Annotated in this window: 21 protein-coding genes; 11 read left to right on the top strand and 10 right to left on the bottom strand. The window is 51.0% G+C overall.

Features of this window, described 5'->3' with window-relative positions:
* The first annotated feature begins 266 nt into the window (after positions 1-266).
* Together B9G79_RS01425 and B9G79_RS01420 are read left to right on the top strand one after the other, a co-directional pair.
* Positions 267-758, top strand: a complete 492-nt coding sequence (locus B9G79_RS01425) for an Hsp20/alpha crystallin family protein (protein ID WP_088563965.1) — start codon at positions 267-269, stop codon at positions 756-758.
* A gap of 105 nt (positions 759-863) precedes the next feature.
* Complete coding sequence (locus tag B9G79_RS01420; RefSeq protein WP_088563964.1) at positions 864-1,343, top strand: hypothetical protein; 480 nt, start codon at positions 864-866, stop codon at positions 1,341-1,343.
* 13 nt (positions 1,344-1,356) lie between these two features.
* On the opposite strand, the gene B9G79_RS01415 is transcribed toward B9G79_RS01420, so the two are convergent.
* Positions 1,357-1,782: a VOC family protein gene (locus B9G79_RS01415; protein ID WP_088563963.1), complete on the bottom strand. Its 426-nt coding sequence runs from the start codon at positions 1,780-1,782 to the stop codon at positions 1,357-1,359.
* Between the two features lie 106 nt (positions 1,783-1,888).
* On the opposite strand from B9G79_RS01415, the gene B9G79_RS01410 reads away from it, so the two are divergent.
* Positions 1,889-2,407, top strand: coding sequence for an asparaginase domain-containing protein (locus B9G79_RS01410; protein ID WP_011165953.1), 519 nt, complete (start codon positions 1,889-1,891; stop codon positions 2,405-2,407).
* A 115-nt stretch (positions 2,408-2,522) separates the two neighbouring features.
* On the top strand, positions 2,523-4,277 hold the full coding sequence (locus tag B9G79_RS01405) for a hypothetical protein (protein WP_088563962.1): 1,755 nt from the start codon (positions 2,523-2,525) through the stop codon (positions 4,275-4,277).
* Here the strand turns inward: B9G79_RS01405 and B9G79_RS01400 are convergent.
* Together B9G79_RS01400 and B9G79_RS01395 are read right to left on the bottom strand one after the other, a co-directional pair.
* On the bottom strand, positions 4,274-4,936 hold the full coding sequence (locus tag B9G79_RS01400; RefSeq protein ID WP_088563961.1) for a hypothetical protein: 663 nt from the start codon (positions 4,934-4,936) through the stop codon (positions 4,274-4,276). The two genes, B9G79_RS01405 and B9G79_RS01400, sit on opposite strands and share 4 nt — an antisense overlap.
* Before the next feature lie 6 nt (positions 4,937-4,942).
* The gene (locus B9G79_RS01395) at positions 4,943-5,665 is read right to left on the bottom strand and encodes a DUF4097 family beta strand repeat-containing protein (protein WP_232468972.1); all 723 of its coding nucleotides are present in this window, start codon (positions 5,663-5,665) and stop codon (positions 4,943-4,945) included.
* Between the two features lie 180 nt (positions 5,666-5,845).
* Between B9G79_RS01395 and B9G79_RS01390 the strand changes: the two genes are divergently transcribed.
* On the top strand, positions 5,846-7,441 hold the full coding sequence (locus B9G79_RS01390; RefSeq protein ID WP_088563959.1) for an ABC-F family ATP-binding cassette domain-containing protein: 1,596 nt from the start codon (positions 5,846-5,848) through the stop codon (positions 7,439-7,441).
* Here B9G79_RS01390 and B9G79_RS01385 read toward each other — a convergent pair.
* Entirely contained in the window at positions 7,438-8,115 is a 678-nt protein-coding gene (locus B9G79_RS01385; RefSeq protein WP_232468971.1) for a tRNA-uridine aminocarboxypropyltransferase, read from the bottom strand. The genes B9G79_RS01390 and B9G79_RS01385 overlap by 4 nt on opposite strands.
* A 157-nt stretch (positions 8,116-8,272) precedes the next feature.
* On the opposite strand from B9G79_RS01385, the gene B9G79_RS01380 reads away from it, so the two are divergent.
* Entirely contained in the window at positions 8,273-8,779 is a 507-nt protein-coding gene (locus tag B9G79_RS01380; protein WP_088563958.1) for a DUF1993 domain-containing protein, read from the top strand.
* 235 nt (positions 8,780-9,014) lie between these two features.
* The gene (locus B9G79_RS01375; protein WP_232468970.1) at positions 9,015-9,662 is read left to right on the top strand and encodes a L,D-transpeptidase; all 648 of its coding nucleotides are present in this window, start codon (positions 9,015-9,017) and stop codon (positions 9,660-9,662) included.
* Between the two features lie 65 nt (positions 9,663-9,727).
* Here the strand turns inward: B9G79_RS01375 and B9G79_RS01370 are convergent, their stop codons facing one another.
* The 4 genes from B9G79_RS01370 to B9G79_RS01355 all read right to left on the bottom strand — a co-directional run bounded on the left by B9G79_RS01370 (position 9,728) and on the right by B9G79_RS01355 (position 11,988).
* Positions 9,728-10,207 (bottom strand): hypothetical protein, encoded by a 480-nt coding sequence (locus tag B9G79_RS01370; RefSeq protein ID WP_088563957.1) that lies wholly within the window; start codon positions 10,205-10,207, stop codon positions 9,728-9,730.
* 41 nt (positions 10,208-10,248) lie between these two features.
* On the bottom strand, positions 10,249-10,683 hold the full coding sequence (locus B9G79_RS01365; RefSeq protein ID WP_088563956.1) for a hypothetical protein: 435 nt from the start codon (positions 10,681-10,683) through the stop codon (positions 10,249-10,251).
* Positions 10,684-10,686: 3 nt separating this feature from the next.
* Positions 10,687-11,373, bottom strand: a complete 687-nt coding sequence (locus B9G79_RS01360) for a hypothetical protein (protein ID WP_232468969.1) — start codon at positions 11,371-11,373, stop codon at positions 10,687-10,689.
* Positions 11,374-11,628: 255 nt separating this feature from the next.
* Complete coding sequence (locus tag B9G79_RS01355; protein WP_088563954.1) at positions 11,629-11,988, bottom strand: MGMT family protein; 360 nt, start codon at positions 11,986-11,988, stop codon at positions 11,629-11,631.
* Between the two features lie 80 nt (positions 11,989-12,068).
* On the opposite strand from B9G79_RS01355, the gene B9G79_RS01350 reads away from it, so the two are divergent.
* Positions 12,069-13,613 (top strand): AbgT family transporter, encoded by a 1,545-nt coding sequence (locus B9G79_RS01350; RefSeq protein WP_088563953.1) that lies wholly within the window; start codon positions 12,069-12,071, stop codon positions 13,611-13,613.
* Positions 13,614-13,650: 37 nt separating this feature from the next.
* Here B9G79_RS01350 and B9G79_RS01345 read toward each other — a convergent pair whose 3' ends face one another.
* Complete coding sequence (locus B9G79_RS01345; protein WP_088563952.1) at positions 13,651-14,574, bottom strand: hypothetical protein; 924 nt, start codon at positions 14,572-14,574, stop codon at positions 13,651-13,653.
* 219 nt (positions 14,575-14,793) lie between these two features.
* Between B9G79_RS01345 and B9G79_RS01340 the strand changes: the two genes are divergently transcribed.
* From B9G79_RS01340 to B9G79_RS01330, 3 genes are read left to right on the top strand one after another with little or no spacing between them, the layout of a single operon-like run.
* Positions 14,794-15,927: a sensor histidine kinase gene (locus B9G79_RS01340; RefSeq protein WP_088563951.1), complete on the top strand. Its 1,134-nt coding sequence runs from the start codon at positions 14,794-14,796 to the stop codon at positions 15,925-15,927.
* Positions 15,911-16,381, top strand: coding sequence for a response regulator (locus B9G79_RS01335; RefSeq protein ID WP_088563950.1), 471 nt, complete (start codon positions 15,911-15,913; stop codon positions 16,379-16,381). Before B9G79_RS01340 ends, B9G79_RS01335 begins: the two co-directional genes overlap by 17 nt.
* Positions 16,381-18,450 (top strand): hybrid sensor histidine kinase/response regulator, encoded by a 2,070-nt coding sequence (locus B9G79_RS01330; RefSeq protein WP_088563949.1) that lies wholly within the window; start codon positions 16,381-16,383, stop codon positions 18,448-18,450. Before B9G79_RS01335 ends, B9G79_RS01330 begins: the two co-directional genes overlap by 1 nt.
* Here the strand turns inward: B9G79_RS01330 and B9G79_RS01325 are convergent.
* Positions 18,423-18,812 (bottom strand): acyltransferase, encoded by a 390-nt coding sequence (locus B9G79_RS01325; RefSeq protein WP_088563948.1) that lies wholly within the window; start codon positions 18,810-18,812, stop codon positions 18,423-18,425. The two genes, B9G79_RS01330 and B9G79_RS01325, sit on opposite strands and share 28 nt — an antisense overlap.
* Positions 18,813-18,824 lie beyond the last annotated feature (12 nt).

Raw genomic sequence — 18,824 nt, 5'->3', positions numbered from 1 at the left:
AGCTTGACAACAAAAATATCGGACCCAGATTTATGGCAACAAACTGATTTGAAGTTCCTCTTTTTGACCCACGAAAGGAGGTTGTTGGTCATGAGACGAACCGATTCTTTTTCAATAAAACATCTTATTAAAGAACTTCTGATTGCACTTTATCTGACAGCTTTGGTTGTGGTTGGCGCAAAAATTTTTGATCCCCCGAACTTGACAGTCGCACAAGCCACCACATCGTTAGAGTGTAAGAACGAAACCTGCAAAGGAGGTTTATAATGAGACTGATTACACCTTATTGGCCCACTCGCAGAATGACATCCAATATCTTTGAAGAGATGGATCGTATGTTTGAAAATCTTGCAGCGGTCCCCTTCACCGAGAATCAGGAGCGTCTATTTAAACCCACATGTGAAGTGGCCGAATCCGAAGATCATTACTTACTGAGTGTTGATCTGCCTGGATTCAAAAAAGAAAACATTCAAATCGAGATGAACGGAAATCTTCTGACCATCTCAGGCGAACGAAAGCGTGATGAAAAAGTGTTAAGCACTTTCAGTCGCAGCTTCACCGTTCCCGACACCGTCGATGGCGCAAAAATTGAAGCCCATCACGAAGACGGAGTTCTCAGCATTTATCTGCCGAAAGCTCCGGTGGCGAAAGCCCAAAGAATTGAAATTCAAACTCAAAAAGGGGGTTTCTTCGACAAGCTGTTAGCAGCCAAAAGCTCCGCAGCCGAAGACAACAAGTCCGCATCTTCGTCCCACTAATCCTTCTTCCTTCCCTCAGAGGGCTTGATTCCCCGTCAAGCCCTCTTCTATTTTATCGATTGCCTGTGTCCACACAAAAGACGATACTGACGACAGAGGTGTCCCTTGGATAAAAAGAAACTGATTGAAGCCATTCGCACACAACTTGTCGCGGACATGACTGCTCTTAAAGAGGCTGTTAAAGCTACTATCGATGCGGCCACCAATGAAGAAAGCAAAGCTGAAAACGAATACGACACCCGTGGCCTTGAGGCTTCTTATCTGGCGCGTGGACAAGCCAAGCGCATTGCCGACATTGAAGAGGTTTTGTTGCTGCTAAAACACCTGTCGGTGCGTGACTTCGGACCCAACGACGGCATTTCGTCTTCGGCGGTCATCGAAGTTGAGCATAACGGCAAAACCAGCTTCTTCTTCATTCTTGCCAAAGGCGGCGGCGTCAATGTGCAGTTTGAAGGAAAGAACATTCAGGTGGTCACACCGAACAGCCCTTTGGGCGAAGCACTTCTGGATCAGAAGGTCGGCGGCGTGGCCGTTGTCGAAAACGGCCCTCAGATTCGCGAATACGACATTATCAATATCTGGTAGGACAGCAGGCGAACTAAGGCAGTTGCATCTCGCCTTTTTCGTTCAGTGGCGCCATAGGATTCCACGCCACTTCCCACAGGAAACGATCCGGATCTTCAAAGTATCCACTATGACCTCCCCAGAACACATCCTGGGCAGGTTTAATTATGCGGCCTCCGGCTTTTTCAGCCTGTGCCAGCACTCTGGCCACTTCCTCTTTGCTGTTCACATTGTGCGCGATGGTGAAATCCCGAAAGCCACTGCCCTGCGGATCGACACCGGCGTCTTTTGCCAGCTCCTCGGAAGGAAACAGTGCCAAAACCACTCCGCCGGTGCGCAGGAAGACCACGTTTTCATTGCTTGCTGATGAAACGGGCCACTTCAGTCCCTTTTCATAGAATTCGCGGGATACTGCCAGGTTTTGAACGCCCAGCGTGATCATCGTCAGTCGTGCTTCCATAATCCACCTCGCTTGCACTCAGATGCTAACACAGGGCCTTTTCCGCGAGCATCCGCTTTCTTGCTTTTCTTGCCAGCCTCCGAAAGTTGACATAGGATCTCGGACCATGGGCACAGCTATTCAAGACGTCATCATTATCACCACCGGTGGCACCATCGAAAAAACTTATAATGAGTTCGATGGATCTCTGGAAAACAGAGGCACCAGCATTAAAAACCGCATTCTTTCCAAGATGCGTCTGCCGTACACCAATATCATGGTGTATCCCCTGCTGAGCAAAGACTCCCTGTACATGACAGATGAGGACCGCGCCCTGATTTCTGCCACGGTCAAAGATCAAATGCAGCGTGGAAGCCCGATCGTCGTTCTGCATGGAACCGACACCATGCACGTTTCTGCCGAACACTGCTTTAAAGAAATCGGCACACCGAAAGTTCCTGTGGTCTTCACTGGCGCCATGATCCCAATGGGTTTTGACGACAGCGATGCCGCTCAGAATGTCACCGAAGCCCTGCTGTCAGCTAAACTTCTGCAACCGGGATTCTACATTTCCTTCCACAACCAGGTGTTCAATGTGCCTCAGGTTCGCAAGAATCGCGAAAAAGGCACCTTCGAAAGTTTCTAATCGCGAATTCCTCTCTGAAAGTCCTGTGTTAATTTGAGATTTCTGAAGGGCGCTGTTAAGCCCTTCGGACCTTCTCCGAAAAGACAATATTGGATCTACTTCTGAGGAGTTACGCTTGTTTTTATCCCGCCTGATTTTGGCAGCCGTTTTTGTACTTTCCGCATGCACTCATCTGACCAAAACACCGGTGAATGAAAGTTCACTCCTGACAGACAAGGTCGTGCCTCTTCCTCCCCACAAACGAACGCCAGCCGCTGAAGAACTTGACTGGTGGGCCGCCAACGAACGCCAGGTCAAGTCCGCTGTGTGCCGTTTAAAGCTGCCCGTCACCACCGAAGAAATTCAGCGCTACTATAAAAATCTTCCCGTCGAAGACGGCTATGAAGCCGGCACCCACGAGGTCGCGGGGGTTGTCCTGAACAATGAACGCCCCCATCTGGTTCTGGCCTTCAGCCGTCTGCTGACTTTGGGACGCGAAAGCGCGTCTCCGGAAAAAGTGATCAAGGACTTTCAGAAAGAGTTTAAAATCGGGCCCGGCTGTGACAAGGCTCTTTGCGCGGCTCAAAAGATTTTCGGCGCAGATGTTGGTCCGCAGATGCTTTACCTGATGGACAGGTTCGATGTGAACACCTCGCCTTATTCATTTACCAGCGCCTCCCTTTTCACCGCTGGCGAGATCGCCGATGTCATTCGCACTTTCGAACTGGTGAAACCGGACCAACTGCCATTTGGATTCAACAAACAACTGATCAAGTTCAAACGCGGCTACACCCGGGCCTCTTACGGCAATGACGGCGGGAAAGTTCTGGCCAATGCCTCAATCGAACTTTTCGATTCCTGGTCTGAACAGTCCTCGATCATGCGTCAGTACACGCTTTATCACGAAATCGCCCACAACCATTCGGACAATCAGTTTTCAGACTATGATCGTTCCGTGACATGGCTGGAACTGAGCAACTGGAAAGAATCCAAAGCCGGCGGCTTTGAAGTTGAAAAGAAAAAAGCCCTGCAGGGTCACCCTTTCGTTTCCCGCTATGGCGAATCGAACCCTTTTGAAGATTTCGCCGAAAGCGTGACGGCCTACCGCTTTAGTCCGAATCTGCTGAAGAAAAAATCCGCAGAAAAGTACAACCTGATCAAGTATCTGGTGCACGACGGACAGGAATACACCTCCAGTAAAAACTGCGGTGACACCGGCGTTTCAAAAAAATTCCAAAAAGAGATCGACCGCGACGACGGCCTGACCAACACCGACAAAGAGCGCGTTCTGAAAGCGTGCCGTCAGCCTTTCTATCAGACTTTGCTGGGTCATATGCCGGTGTCATTCTTTGATTCCTGCGTGAACTATGAAGCGACGCAAATCTGGGCGAAACAAAACGGATCCCGCTATCCGGACTTGGTGCCCCAGGCCCTGTTCGATCCAAAACTTCGTGTCAGTACCTTGAAATTTACAAAGCTCCGCTCCGAATTAGCAACGGCCCTGCAGCCGGAATTGACGGACTGGATTCTGGATTCCGTGCAGACTTTTGCTTATCAGTTGCGCTCGGACATGAACAATGCCGAGTACTGCGATGTGTGGGCGCAATTAAACCGTAAAGTCTATCCTGACATCGATCGCGACAACAAATGGCGCTACAACGGGATCTTTGTATCCCACGACTATTCACCCAAGGCCGGCGCGGCCCGGGGGATCTGCCTGGATTTGGCGGCGGGATTTGTTCCGACTTCCAAATCGACACTTTCAACCGTGAAAAGCTGGATCAAAGAAACCGGGCACATCAGCACCCAGGGCCCGTTGAAAGAACGCGGCATCAGCCGTGAAACACTGCTGAAATATATTACGGATCGCACGAACGTGACTGTTCGTTAGGATTTCTTTTTTCTGACTGGGGCCGCGGGCGTCATCTCTGACAGGGCGTTGACGGCTTCATTCCAGCGCTCTCGAATTGCCGCTTTGGAACGGGTGTCTTTGATGCCGTCATGCATGAAGGCCAGCATGGATTTGTTCTCTTCCCGGCCCATCACATAGACCTGCACAATCGTGGGCTTGTGCCACTCGGGATCCTGCCAGCTCATGCGCAGGCGTTCACCCTCTTTCATCGTGCGGATTTCCCCAAAATAGCCGTCTTCGGTTTCAAAAACATTCTTGGCCTTGAACTTGAAGTACGACAATGGCTTTAACCAGACGGCCTGGCCTTCGGCGGATTCCAGAAGCTTCCAAAGTTTGTCGGCACTGATATAGAAAGTTCGGCTGACCGTGGCCGACAGTTCACCTTTTTGATTGCGGCCTTCCTGACGGCGGCCAATATGAACCTCGTAACCCGAAGTCACAATCTGGCGCCACCACTCTTTCATCTTGAAAGTCCTCTTTCCCAGCAAAGCCACAATCTCTTTGTGGGAAAGATTTTTTGCACCTTGCTCATTCAGAATTTTGATCCACTGATCCCAGTTTTTGCCCGTGTGTTTTTCCACGGATGCGGCTGTGACTTTGTTTAAAACCTCGATAACGACGGGTGCTCTTTTGGCCATGGCTGATTAAAGCGCCTTCTTGATATGCAGGTTGGCGGCGCCCGATTTCAGTTTCACTTTGAATCCCGCATTCGGCGTGTCGCCCACTTCGTTGGTCATTTTTCCGCCAACAGAGATGAAGCTTGTCTGAATCTTGGCATCGGCTGGCAAAGTCAGCTCCACATTCCCGCTGCCGGATTTGATTTCAAACTCACCCGTGGCAGGCAAAGCGGCATAAGCGGCCTTCACCGTGCCTGAGCCCATTTTCAGCTCGGTTTTACCGGTCAGGGACTTCACATTGATATCCGCATTCCCCGCTGAACCATCCAGTTCGTGAACGTCGGCATCAATCGTCACCTGGCCGTTGCCGATTTTAAAATCGATATCCCCTTTAGTGCCGGTGATGGCGATATTGCCCGAGCCCGATTTCAATTCCAGCTCAATCACTTTTGGCAAAAGGACGGTGAAATGGGTGGTGCAGTCCGACTTTTTGAATACGCCTTTGCGGGAAACTTTCACATCCAGGTCCGCGCCTTTTTGTTTGATTTCCAGACGGCAGGATTTGGTGAAATCGGTCTTTTCAGCCGTGATCACGATCTTCTCCTCGTGACCCCCCTCAATTTTGATATTTCCGTTCAGGTTCTCGATATCGAAACTGTGAATGGTTTTCGCATCAAACTCTTTCACTTCGGTCTCGGCGGCCAAAGCCAAGGGACTGATAAACAGGGCCAACAATGCTGCAAACTTCATAAGTCCTCCTACAAACATAATTCATTTATTAAGCCGCCAAGCCCCCCTATTTTCAAGCCCAGAGCACACGGCCAGCCTTTTTCACCGGGAGATTTTTCCAAGGGCGGGCTTCGGCCCCGGAAAGGGTTGCGTTTCCCGCCTGAAACACGTAAAAAAACAGCTTTCAAAAGGACCCTTCCGATGATCAGCACGAATAATGTAAGTCTGCGTTTTGGCGGCAAAAAACTCTTCGAAGAAGTGAACGTCAAATTCACCCCCGGCAACTGCTATGGCCTGATTGGCGCCAACGGGGCTGGAAAATCGACATTCCTGAAAATCCTTTCCAAAGAAATCGAACCCAACACCGGCGAAGTGATCATCGGTGCGGATCAGCGCCTTTCAATCCTGAAACAGGATCACTATGCCTATGATGAATACCCGGTGCTTAAAACCGTTCTTATGGGGAACGAGCGCCTGTACAAGGTGATGGAAGAAAAAGACGCTCTTTATGCAAAACCGGATTTTTCTGAGGCTGACGGCGTGCGCGCTTCCGAACTTGAGACTGAGTTCGCAGAACTTAACGGCTGGGAGGCTGAATCCGAAGCGGCCGTGATGCTGGCCGGCCTGGCGATTCCGGAAGAGATGCACGGCAAGCTGATGAAGGAGCTTAATGGCGGCGAAAAAGTAAAGGTCCTTCTGGCGCAGGCTCTGTTTGGGCGCCCGGACATTCTTTTGCTGGATGAGCCGACGAATCACCTGGACATCTATGCGATCCAGTGGCTGGAAGAGTTCCTGCTGAACTTTGAAAACACCGTCATCGTTATTTCGCACGATCGTCATTTCCTGAACAAAGTCTGCTCTCACATTGCCGATATCGACTTTGGCAAAGTGACCACCTATACCGGTAACTATGACTTCTGGAGACAAGCCAGCGAGCTGAATCAGCGCCTGCGCGAAGATCAGAACAAAAAAAGCTCTGACAAGGCTGAAGAGCTGAAAGCCTTCATCGCCCGTTTCAGCGCCAACGCCTCGAAATCCCGTCAGGCTTCCTCCCGTCAGAAACAACTGGAAAAGCTCGAGTTCGTCGATCTGCCGGCTTCTTCCCGTAAAAAACCGTTTATCGGTTTTGATATCAAGCGCGAACTGGGGAACGACGTTCTGGTCGTGGATAAGCTGACCAAAACATGGGAAGGCGAAACGCTGCTTAAAAACCTCAGCTTCACTTTAAAAAAAGGCGACAAGGTCGCACTTCTGGGCCGCAATGACCTGGCAAAGACCCTGCTTTTGGAAATCATCGCCGGTGAAATGCAGGCGGATTCCGGAACTTACAACTGGGGTATCACAACCTCCGTCGGCTACTTCCCGACAGACAACTCCCGCTATTTCAATGGTGATGAGGAAACCCTGGTGGACTGGTTGCGCCCGTACTCCACGGAAAAAGACGAAACCTTCCTGCGCGGATTTCTTGGGAAAATGCTTTTCGGCGGCACAGATGCACTGAAACAGCCGAAAGTTCTTTCCGGGGGCGAAAAGGTTCGCTGCATGTTCTCTAAACTGATGCTGTCAGGTGCGAACATTCTGATTCTGGATGGACCCACGAATCACCTGGATCTGGAAAGCATCACGGCGGTCAATGAAGGCTTGAGCCGTTTCAAGGGAACAGTGATCTTCACCTCCCATGACCATGAGCTGATTCAAACCGTGGCCAACAGAATTATCGAAATCGATCAGGGTGTGGTTTACGACAATCACATCACTTACGAAGAGTACCTGGCTTCCAAGCAAGTGACTCACTAACGACTGTGACGGGCCTTGAGATCACGTGAATTGAAAGGCCCGTGAATTTCTTCCGCATGGCGCAGGTGAAGCAACTGACGCTCCACCATCAGATCAAAGACGTCCAGCAGGTTGTCATGCGGACGTCGTCGGGTCAGATCCAAACCCAACGCCCCACCTAAAAGATCAATCGTCTGATGAACGGCCTCGATGGTGGAATAACACAATTCCTTGGGCTGCTTGCGCACGCGAAAGCCCGAGGGCTTATCAGGGGAAAAACAGATCTTGGGAAGCGCGTGCAGGTTGCGGCTTTCACGCATCATCTTTTTTGCCGTGGCCCAGGTGCCATCAATCACAAACACCGTCAGCCTTTTTCCATCCGGCACCAGGCTGTTGCGCGCCGTCTGATTCATCACCGACAGGTCACTGGAATCCGGCCCCGGATACAAAATCACACAGTGATTTGCCGGATCCTTGATCAGCGCATTCACCTGTGAATTTTCACTGAAGTCCTGACCCGAAATAAGATGAGAATTATCCAGACATAGCGACGTCATACGCCCGGTGGCAATACGCCGGCGCACTTCAATGGGATGAATCAACAGGACAAAGCTGATTCCAGGATCAAATCTTTGAATGGCATGGCAATAGCAGGCTTTTCCGGGCTGCAGACAGGAATAACACAGGGGTCTCATGGCAGGACCGCTCTGCTGCTGTGTTTTACGCTCCTGGTACTGCTTTAAATCCAAACGCCTGACTCCCGTTTCAAACTTGAGTCTAACCTGCACAGGAAACTTGTCACTGGGAAAAGCCTCTGCTCTAATTCTTCTGCACTGTTCACCGGAGGTTTCCATGCTTTACGAAATGACTGTTCCCCCTTTTATCAAAACCCTTAAAAATCTTTCTGCCATTCTGGACAAAGGCGCCCACCTGGCCGAGACAAAAAAGTTTGACGTCGAGGTTCTGCTGAACTCCCGTCTGGCGCCGGATCAGTTTCCGCTGACTCGTCAGATTCAGATCGCCTGTGACACGGCGAAACTGGGTGTGGCTCGCCTGACAGGCAAAGAAGCGCCTTCCCACCCCGACACGGAAAAAACTTTGCCGGAACTAAAGACGCGCATTGAAAGCACGATTGCCTTCCTTGAGTCCGTCTCCGCCAAGGACTTTGAGGGTGCAGATAAAAAGCACATCAGCCAACCGCGCTGGGAAGGAAAATATCTGACTGGCGAAGATTATGTTTTGCATCACGCGATTCCGAACATCTATTTCCATGTCACCACAGCTTATTCCATCCTTCGTCACAATGGCGTCGAGATTGGTAAAAAAGACTTCCTGGGCGCTTTGCCATTTAAGTCCTAGCCGGCTGCTAATGAGCATGTTGAAGAGATTCAACATGCTCACATTCTGTCCCCATCCTTCACACCAGACCTCTGTGTCGTTCTCTTTCTGAACTTGCATGAAGGTTCCCTTCGTCTGTCTGTCCCTCTGAAAATATCTCTGTCATCCGTCCATGCTTGTACGGAAATTACCAATTTTTTGCCCCCACAAAGTACAATGAGGACAAATCCCAACTCTCTAACCAATGAGGTGTGGCATGAGAACTCTACAACAAATAACAGGAGCCATCGCTGCTCTGCTGTTTTTGACAGTGAATACTGCCCAGGCAGAGCCCACCGAAACAATGCAAAAACGCAGTCCCACAGTGATCGATGAGATCAACCCCTTTGACCCAAACATCGAACAAGTGCTGGAACAATTCGATAAAATTTATGAAGAAGAAACCGGACAATCGGCTCACCTTCCAGAAACTTATCTTGATGAACTGGTCAACATCTTTGGTGGCTGCACTCGCAATACCTGTGCGGTCTGGGCACAGGTGGTGAAATCCAGTCAGCGAATGTACTTGTATGTGAACGGTTCACTGCGAGGATCATGGCTGGTATCCACCGGCATGGCCGGCTATGGAACGCCCAACTTTGACAGACATCCCAATGGTCGCATTTATGACCGCTACAGCTCCAGCAAGTTTCCCGGTGGCGATTATAAGGGGCTAGGTAACATGCCTTATGCCGTCTTTATCACCGGAGGATTTGCCCTGCATGGCACCCCTCAGGGCAACTGGTCTAAGCTAGGAACGCGCGCTTCGCACGGTTGCATACGCATGCACCCGGACAACGGATACGTCTTCAACCGTCTGGTGCGAAGTTATGGCAAAGCCAATGTGTGGATTACAGTTCAATAGAGCACGTTGTGATGGAGCGTTCCGGGCAAGGGCCCCGTTCAAACCAGGACGGGGCTATGCATTTCCTAACGGCGGGCCGTATAGTTCGTGGGAATGGCCGTACCACTCCAAAGATGAGTCTGATAAGCGCCATTGCGAACTTTCCTGGAGGTGATTTCCACATCGATGATCGCATTAAACTTCGCCTGAACCGCAAAATACGCCAGTCGCAGCAAAGTCTCGTCACGATCCTCGCAGTCCACAATCTTAAACGGCTTTTCAGTGCGTTTCATCAGACGAGTCTCTTTGGATTGATCCTTGAAAAAGACCGCGATGTTACGCGCGGCCTTTACATCCGCATCGTAGGCATCCACTTCAGGCATCACTTTGAAATCAAAACAAGGGGTGCAGTAAGCTCCATGAGAAAGCATTTCCGGAACCTTGGTCATAAAGGAAAAGCGGCCCTCTTCCAGAAACTGCGCACAGTTCTTACAGACCGCTTCTTTGCAACAGCCACACTGAAGCGTGGCTTTGGGCTTTTGGCATACACAACAAGTTGAACTCATGCCCCCAAACTATCACAGCTTCGGGGCAGATTCGACTGGAACTAGCGCAAACAATAACTTTCCACCGGGAACTTGAACTCGGCCGCTTCTTTTTTACACTGCGGCTCCACTTCGCCCAGGATTCCCGCCGGAGTCTGCTTGGAAAGACGGTTGAATTCATCAGCATCTGTCTCCCGAATCAAAACCACGATGTTTTTACCATCTTCAGACAGTTTCGCCGATTGGGGTTTCACGTCACAGACGGACTCCTGATCCTTCACCGGAAGCTCCTGCCATGCGATACGTCCGCCCTGGCAGTTCACGCGAAGCTCCATGGTATAGGGTTTACCCAGCTTGTCGCCGACTTTGCGAGTCGTGACCATGGCCTGGCCGCCCCCTTTTAGATCCACAGTCTTTTCGCCCACCACATCGGTGGCCGCCATAGCCGTCAAAGAGATCCCCATTAAAGTCATCCAAGTATAAATCATTTTTTTCATAAGTTACCCCGCACAGAATGGAAATGAGAGATGAATATGGTCGTTGTGCAAACTGTTCCCGCCCAGTTCTGACCCAGGAATACCAATCGAGCCGCTGTATTCCCGCTGCCCCGGTCGACACTTCGACGGCATCGTGTCCTTCCAGCACTGGCGGAAAGCATTATAAAACTTTGCCGTCGTCCCTTTAAAGTCCCGCACATGAGTGCTGACAGAGGTTGCTTTGCCGGTGCGGTCATAAATAATAAACTTCACGATATCAATCGCACGGGCATAGGCATGCATGCTGAGACTGCTTGAATTTCTTGCGTTGCGATTCACATAAGTTCCCCAGTGACGGATGAACACCCGGTCCGGTTGAGAATACCCCGCCGCCAAAGAACCTTTTTCCACGCAGCCAAAAAAGTGTTTATTCAAATGTTCAGCATACGCAGGCAACACCGTGCCGTTACCACATTTCGTGTCGCTGTCATAACCGCCACGAACGATCGCTTCTTTGTCACAGCCATCCCAGGTTTTACCCAAGCCATAGGCCAGCGTCTGGGTGCCGGGTTTGAAAGAAAAATACAACCCCGCCAATGGTGGTGTCGTGACTTCTGGGACTTCCGGCTCTGGTGTTACGCCTCCTTGAGCGCTGTCGGGATTTCCAGAAGCCCATTCCCCATCTCCAGAGGCACCAGCACATCCTACCACGAGGGAAAAACCCGCCAAGACCAGCAAAAACCGAATGGGAAATTTACTTTCATTCGAGGACTTTAAGACACTTTTTAAGTTTGTGTATTTTGTCATTGCCTGAGTCTTAGTTAACAGCGCTGTAACTGAAAAGACCCTTAGCCCAGTTTCCAGACCTAATTAAGACCAAAGAGGCGCAAACAAACAAACTGAAAACCCGCTACCAGAGCGGATTTTGCGAGGACACTCCGAAATAGGACACTCCGAAATAACTTATTACGAAAACATCCGTGGCTTCTTGGCAGAAACTTTCGCAGATACCGGTTTTTTCTTCCACTGAAAAAGCGACATCTCGATCACGTCACCCTCGCCGAAGCGCACGCCCTCGGAAACCAAAAGCTTTTTCTGCTGCCGATAGGACTTCGTCCCCGGCGGAAATGAAATCTTTCCTTTCGAGTTCAACACCCGCTGCCAGGGCAGATCATGACTTTCCGAACACGAGTGCAGCAACCACGCCACAGCACGGGATCCCTGAGGCTTTCCCGCCAAGGCCGCAATCTGGCCATAGGTGGCCACTTTCCCTGCCGGGATCTTTTTGATCAGTTTAAGAACCTTCTCTGAAAATACTTCGCTCATAACTCATCTTACTTTGTCTTTAATATGTGACAAGTACTTACAAATATTAAAAGATATTCGCCTGAGGGGGAAATTTTCACATGTCGAGTACTGATAATACTGTAGAGTCCGGACCGTTGTATCGCTTTCTGCTAAAGGTCGAACGCGCGGGGAACGCCCTGCCACAACCGGCTTTGATGTTCCTGTTATTAACAATTCTGGTGGTTCTGCTGTCGGCGGTCATCAGTGGTTCGGGCGTTGAGGCCATTCATCCGGTCAAAAAAGAAAGCATCACTGCGGTGAACCTTCTTTCCGTATCGGGCCTGCACATGGTTCTGACTGACATGCTGAAAAACTTCACCGGCTTTGCTCCCCTAGGAACGGTGCTGGTGGCGATGCTGGGTTTCAGTCTGACAGAAAAAAGTGGATTGCTGGGCGCTTTGCTGCGCCTGCTGGTGATCAAGTCCCCGCGTCAGCTTCTGGTGCCCGCGGTGCTGTTGGCCGGAATCATGTCCCACACCGCCGGAGACATCGGCTATGTGCTGTTGATTCCCCTTTCAGCGATGGCCTTTCATAGTGCGGGTCTGAACCCTCTGGCTGGTCTGGCAATTTGTTTTGCCGGGGTGTCTGGGGGTTTTGCAGCCAACTTCATGCTGAGTGTGGCCGACACTGTGCTTTCAGGTCTTTCTCAGGAAGCCGCGCGAATCATCGATCCTGCTTACACCGTCACTCCGGTGGTAAACTGGTACTTTATGTCAGTTTCCTCTGTGCTCATCATTGGTGTGGGAACTCTTGTGGCCAAAAAGATCACGCTGCCGTTTTTGGGTGAATACAAAGGTGCAGCCGAGCGCACGGCTCCAGAGTCTTTGAATGCCTACGAAAGAAAGGGTCTGCTGTGGGCCGGCGTTGTGTTTGCGATCTTCGCTCTGCTGGTTTTGTGGGGCACAGTCCCTGAAACTGGCTTCTTAAGAAATCCTGCCAATGGCTCTTTGTTGGATTCGCCGTTTTTAAAGGGCATCATCCCGATGGTGTTCTTCCTTGCCGCCTCCACTGGTGTGGTCTATGGCTTTGCGGCAAAAACCTTCAAATCCCAAACTGACGTCACCAGCGCCATGCAAGACGCCATGGCAACGATGGCTCCGTATCTGGTCATGGTCTTCTTTGCCGCGCAGTTTATTGCTTTGTTCAACTCCTCGAACGTTGGATTGATTCTGGCGGTGAAGGGCTCTGAACTTCTGAAGGATATGAACTTAAGCGCCATCCCGCTGATGATTGGCTTCATCATTCTGACTTGCGTGGTGGATCTGTTCCTGGGAAGTGCTTCAGCGAAATGGGCCCTGATGGCTCCGGTGTTTGTGCCGATGTTCATGCTGCTGGGAATTGCGCCGGAACTAACGCAAGCTTCTTACCGTGTGGCGGATTCCGTCGTGAATATTATCTCGCCATTGATGCCGTACTTCCCGCTGATTCTGGCATTTGCGAACAAGTATGAGCCCAAAGCACGCCTGGGAACTTTGATCGCCCTGATGCTGCCGTACTCGATCGCCTTTACGATCTTCTGGTCGTTGTTGCTGTTTGCGTGGATCGGCCTGAAGCTGCCACTGGGACCGGGAGCAAATCTGCTCTATGTGATGCCAGGACAATAAAGAAAAAGCCGGGTCTAAAAACCCGGCCTTTTTATTTCTACTGTTTCCACGATCGATACCAAATCGCGTTGTCCGTGCCTTTTACAAACACCAGCGTTCGATTTCGCGCAGATGATGTGGCATCCGGCCCGGAGGTTAAAACGCCTCCTAAAGATTCCCAAGCGGACCAGCCGCCGCTGTACCACTTGTGCCAGAGGGCATTGTCAGTTCCCCGTACATACACATCAAGACGGCCATTACCCCATGATGAAACCCCCGGTGACGAAGTTAAAACTCCGCCCAGGGATTCCCATCCGGACCAGCCTCCCCAATACCAGATGTGCCAAAGGGCGTTGTCTGTTCCTCGCACAAACACATCAATCCGTCCGCTGGACCAAGAGACCGCAGCAGGATCTGACGTCAGCACTCCTCCCAGCGACTCCCATCCAGACCAAGCTCCCCCAGTGAACCACTTATGCCAGAGGGCGTTGTCACCACCGCGAACGAACACATCAAGACGTCCCCCCGACCACGTGGCCGCGGCTGGGCCCGAAGTCAGAAAGCCACCAAGCGACACCCACGGTTGCCACACTCCGTGACGGAACGTGCGCTGCCAAAGAGCGTTGTCTCCGCCACGCACGAAGACATCAATGCGGTTGGGGCCCCAGCAAGCCGCCGCGGGTGAAGACGTCAGGAAACCCCCCAGCGACGTCCAAGAACCCCAACTGGATCCGTTCCAGTGACGATACCAAAGAGCATTGTCTGTACCACGCACGAACAGATCCGTGCGGAAGTTGCTGCGGGAGCAACTGGCGGGATCTGAAGTGCCCACCCCGCCAACGCTTGTCCAGGCGGACCATCCCGGGGGTTGTGGGTCATCGTGCAAGGGCGCGTATTGCGCATCTGTCATCACGAAGCCTTTTGCTGTCAGTGATGTGGCTGTGACTAAAAACAAAGTCAGAATTAACTTCGAGAAACGCATATCATCCTCCTTGAATCCTGCGTTGGTGAAAATTCTTTCACAGCCAGAAGGTAGCGAAATTAAACGAAAGAGAAAGTTGATTCGCGTGCTTTGCTAAAATGAACCGCTAAGTGGTGCTAAAGAAAAATCCACTGTGAAAACACACTTGTGATTAAACATATTGCGTCCGCATTTTTGCCTAAACAAACTGAAATTGTGCTTAGGAATAAAGGGGGATGTGTGGAAACTGTAGCCTTCGAGCATGAGAACCGGTTTAAAACCATCATCGAGTCTTTGCCCACAGGTATCGTCATGGTGAACAAAGCCGGATTCATCGTCCTGTGCAACGCAGAGATGGAAAAAATGTTCGGATACAATCCCGGCGAACTCAAGGGTTCGGCGATAGAACGACTGGTACCGATGGGGTCGCGGCACAACCATCCCAAACATCGCGAAAGCTTCATGCAAAACCCGGCCAAACGCCAGATGGGGGCGGGGCGTGATCTCAGCGGACTTTGCAAGGATGGTAAAGAAATTCCGGTGGAAATCGGACTGAACCACATTACTATCGACAACAGCAACTATGCGATTGCTTCCATCGTCGACATCACGGAAAGAAAGACGATCGAAACCCGTCTGAAACACGCCTATGATGAGCTTCAGCAGAAGAATCAGGAGATGGAACAATTCGTATACACGGTTTCCCATGACTTGAAATCACCCCTGGTGACCAGTTCTTCATTCATTGAATTCATCAAAGAAGATATTAAAAGCGGCAACATGGATGATGTCGCTGATTCCATCGACCGTCTGGAAAAAGCCCACAAGCGCATGCAGGAACTTATCAACGATCTGCTGCAATTAAGCCGAGCCGGCCGCATGGAACTGAACCTAAGTGACGTCAGTATGAATGACATCCTGAATGAAATTCTGGAAAACTTCTCAAACCGCTTCAGCGACCGCAAAATAGATGTGCAGGTTCCCGTCGAACTCCCGAAAGTGATCGGCGACCGTCGCCGCCTGTATCAGGTGATGGAGAATCTGATCACCAATGCCCTGAAATACGGAACCGAGAATCCCAATCCGCAAATCCAAATCCTGACGAAGGATGCGCCCACGGAAATGCTGGTGGGTGTGAAGGACAACGGCCCGGGGATTGCCCCGGCCTATCATCGCAAAATATTTGGACTGTTTCAGCGTCTGGACAACTCGAAAGAAGGAACAGGCGTGGGGCTGGCTATCGTGCAAAGAATCATGCAACTGCACGGTGGGCGCGCCTGGGTGGAATCGCGGGAAAATGAAGGAGCCACATTCTGGCTGGCCTTCCCAAAATTCTTCACCGAGCGAGGAGTCTTCGATGCAGCCAAGTCATGATGCCAAACACCCTTTAAGAATTCTTCTGGTGGAAGACAACGATGATCACGCCCTGATTGTCATGAGAAACCTGAAGAAAGAATCCTTCGTCCACAAAGTGGACCGCGTCAGCGACGGCGTGCAGGCACTTCAGTATCTGCGCGGCCTGACCCCCTATGAGCACCGGGAAAAGCCGGACATCATCCTGCTGGATCTGAAATTACCCCGCCTTGACGGACACGAAGTTCTTTCCGAGGTGAAAGACGACGCGCGGCTTCGCAAAATTCCCATCATCGTGCTGACCACTTCAGATGCAGAAGTCGACAAAATGAAAGCCTACGATCTGCACGCCAATAGTTATCTGGTAAAGCCATTGCAAGCCGATGATCTTAAGAAAATGGTGGAAAGCATGGCCACCTATTGGGGCGTTTGGAATCGCAATATTTCCAAGCCCGAGGCCGAAAAGGAGCCGTGATGTCACCCCTGAAGCCACTGAATATTCTGCTGGTGGAGGACAACGATGAACACGCCTTCATCATTTCGCGCTATATTCGCCGTGTGAAGGACGTTCCCGAAATCACCCTGGATCGCGCCGCGATGCTAAAGACCGCTCTTCAACTGATAGACACCAAAAGATATGACTTGGTGTTGCTGGACCTGCGTTTGCCGGACAGTGACCTGGATGAAACCCTGCCCCGTATGCAGGCCATTTTGCCGGATGCCCCAATCATCATCCTGTCTGCCTTGGAAGACCGGGAATTCGCCCTCAAAAAAGTGCACGAAGGTGCGCAGGACTATCTTTGCAAGTCGGAACTGACATCCGAAGCAATGGTGCGCGGAATCTATGCCGCCATTGAAAGAAAATCCGCCGAAGTGCTGATGCGACAGCAGTTCGAGCAGATGCAGATTCTTTTTGATTTCTCGAAATTTGTCATGACCGAGGCCTATCCCGAGCAGATGATCGAACACTTAAGGCAAAGCGCCCTGAAGTGCCTGAAACTTTCCGCTGTCGAAATGATCCGTCGTGATTCAGAAAAAATGTCAGAAGAATTCGCCCGGTCCAGCTTTTGGAATCTGCGCACGCCGAAACTTTTGCTGGATGGAGATCTGGCGATGAAGCTATCTTCTACCCGGGACCTGCGGGAAGAGGGCTTTAACTCCTGCCTGATTGTTCCAGTGCAGGGACTTGAGAAAGACCAGAAGTTTGGCCTGCTTTTACTGATGAACAGGTCCATCCGCCACTTTTCCGAAGAGGAGGTCCGTTTCGTCCAGTCCCTGGTGAACACTCTTTCCATCGCCATGAGCCGCAATGCCCTTCACAAAGAGCTGGAAGAGCGGATTCAGCAGCTTCACACTGCCCACAGAAAGAAAGATGACTTTCTGGCGACCCTGTCCCATGAACTGCGCACCCCGCTGAACATCATCAAAGGGGGCCTGGATCTTTTAAAAGGCTCAGATCCCCTGTCACGGGAATATCACGATGCGCTGGAGGCCATTGAGCGAAATCTGAATCACGAAATACGCCTGGTTTCCGACACGCTGGAAATTTCTCGCATCACCACCGGGAAGACCAAATTAAGCCTGAAGAAAGTGATTGTACAGGAGCTGATTCAATCCGTGATGGAATCCCTTGAAACCGCCGCCAATGCCAAGGGCATTTCACTGCAATTCACCTGCAGCGAAGCCGCAACGCCTGCCGTGGTCGATCCGGATCGATTCCGCCAGATCCTGTGGAATCTTCTTTCCAACGCCATCAAGTTCACACCTCATGGCGGTCATATTCACGTGGATTGCCAAAAGTACGACTCGCAATTCAGTGTTTCAGTGAAGGACTCAGGTCAGGGCATTGAACCGGAAAATCTTCCCTATATGTTTGAAAAGTTCTGGCAGGAGGATTCCGGCATGAATCGCAAGCGCATGGGACTGGGATTGGGCCTTTCGATTGCAAAACATATGACCGAACTTCACGGCGGCAGCATCGAAGTCAGCAGTGGTGGAAAAAACCGGGGTGCGACCTTCAGGTTCCAGTTGCCGCTGGTTTCGATGGAAGCCACGCAGGCTCCGGCAATGAACTTAAGTGGAAACACCGAAAAGCTGCAATTCATCGACGAAGATGCAAAAGGATCATTGTCGGGGCTGCGGGTGTTTTTGGTGGACGACTCAGAGGACACGTTGGTGCTGATCAAACGCCTGCTGCAGCGGGAAGGGGCTCTGGTGACTGACACGTCTTTACCGAAACAAGCCTTGGCTCAGTTAAAAGAAGGTCAGTTTGATATTCTGATTTCAGATATTGGCATGCCTGAGATGGACGGATATGAACTGATTCGGGCATTGCGGGACTGGGAAGGCCCGCGAAACCGTCACCTGCCGGCAATTGCCCTGTCGGCGTATACCAGCACCGAAGACATTCGCAAAGCGCTGGAATCCGGTTTCCAGCAGCATTTAAGCAAACCCAGTCCGATCAAAAGCATTGTCAAAGAAGTGCTGCGCCTGACGGGAAAAAGCCCGCCACGACCTCAGCCTCTTTTAAACAATGGCTTATAAAGATTCCAGTATCCAGTGGCTGCCAGTACATGCAGGGCTATCATCACCACAGGCATGATGACATTCTCAAGACCCGGCGTAAGGAAGGAATGGAAAAGGAAAATCTGCAAAGTGATTGGCGCCAGAATCACCAAAGCCAGCGGGACCGCAAATCCACTCAGCAGCAAAGCTCCACAGATCACTTCCGTGCCTTTCAATACCGGGAAAAAATAAGGCGCCGCCATCATCCCCCCCATAAAGGCCATCGCCCCTTCTGGCATTGTTGGTGGTGCGGGAATGAACTGCAAAAAGCCGTTCAATCCAAAAACAAAGTAAATCAAACCCAGTAAATAACGGGAACCTGTTGCCAATTTAGATCGCATAAAACTCTCTCT

This window comes from Bdellovibrio bacteriovorus (assembly GCF_002208115.1).
GTDB lineage: Bacteria > Bdellovibrionota > Bdellovibrionia > Bdellovibrionales > Bdellovibrionaceae > Bdellovibrio > Bdellovibrio bacteriovorus_C.
The sequence above is the reverse complement of the archived record's forward strand: the minus strand, read 5'-3'. Positions and strand labels throughout refer to the sequence as shown.

Bases quoted from the DNA above. Each gene is read 5' to 3' on its own strand.
- B9G79_RS01425 (WP_088563965.1), top strand. From the start codon at position 267: ATGAGACTGATTACACCTTATTGGCCCACTCGCAGAATGACATCCAAT.
- B9G79_RS01415 (WP_088563963.1), bottom strand. From the start codon at position 1,782: ATGGAAGCACGACTGACGATGATCACGCTGGGCGTTCAAAACCTGGCA.
- B9G79_RS01410 (WP_011165953.1), top strand. From the start codon at position 1,889: ATGGGCACAGCTATTCAAGACGTCATCATTATCACCACCGGTGGCACC.
- B9G79_RS01400 (WP_088563961.1), bottom strand. From the start codon at position 4,936: ATGGCCAAAAGAGCACCCGTCGTTATCGAGGTTTTAAACAAAGTCACA.
- B9G79_RS01395 (WP_232468972.1), bottom strand. From the start codon at position 5,665: ATGAAGTTTGCAGCATTGTTGGCCCTGTTTATCAGTCCCTTGGCTTTG.
- B9G79_RS01390 (WP_088563959.1), top strand. From the start codon at position 5,846: ATGATCAGCACGAATAATGTAAGTCTGCGTTTTGGCGGCAAAAAACTC.
- B9G79_RS01385 (WP_232468971.1), bottom strand. From the start codon at position 8,115: ATGAGACCCCTGTGTTATTCCTGTCTGCAGCCCGGAAAAGCCTGCTAT.
- B9G79_RS01380 (WP_088563958.1), top strand. From the start codon at position 8,273: ATGCTTTACGAAATGACTGTTCCCCCTTTTATCAAAACCCTTAAAAAT.
- B9G79_RS01375 (WP_232468970.1), top strand. From the start codon at position 9,015: ATGAGAACTCTACAACAAATAACAGGAGCCATCGCTGCTCTGCTGTTT.
- B9G79_RS01370 (WP_088563957.1), bottom strand. From the start codon at position 10,207: ATGAGTTCAACTTGTTGTGTATGCCAAAAGCCCAAAGCCACGCTTCAG.
- B9G79_RS01365 (WP_088563956.1), bottom strand. From the start codon at position 10,683: ATGAAAAAAATGATTTATACTTGGATGACTTTAATGGGGATCTCTTTG.
- B9G79_RS01355 (WP_088563954.1), bottom strand. From the start codon at position 11,988: ATGAGCGAAGTATTTTCAGAGAAGGTTCTTAAACTGATCAAAAAGATC.
- B9G79_RS01350 (WP_088563953.1), top strand. From the start codon at position 12,069: ATGTCGAGTACTGATAATACTGTAGAGTCCGGACCGTTGTATCGCTTT.
- B9G79_RS01345 (WP_088563952.1), bottom strand. From the start codon at position 14,574: ATGCGTTTCTCGAAGTTAATTCTGACTTTGTTTTTAGTCACAGCCACA.
- B9G79_RS01335 (WP_088563950.1), top strand. From the start codon at position 15,911: ATGCAGCCAAGTCATGATGCCAAACACCCTTTAAGAATTCTTCTGGTG.
- B9G79_RS01330 (WP_088563949.1), top strand. From the start codon at position 16,381: ATGTCACCCCTGAAGCCACTGAATATTCTGCTGGTGGAGGACAACGAT.
- B9G79_RS01325 (WP_088563948.1), bottom strand. From the start codon at position 18,812: ATGCGATCTAAATTGGCAACAGGTTCCCGTTATTTACTGGGTTTGATT.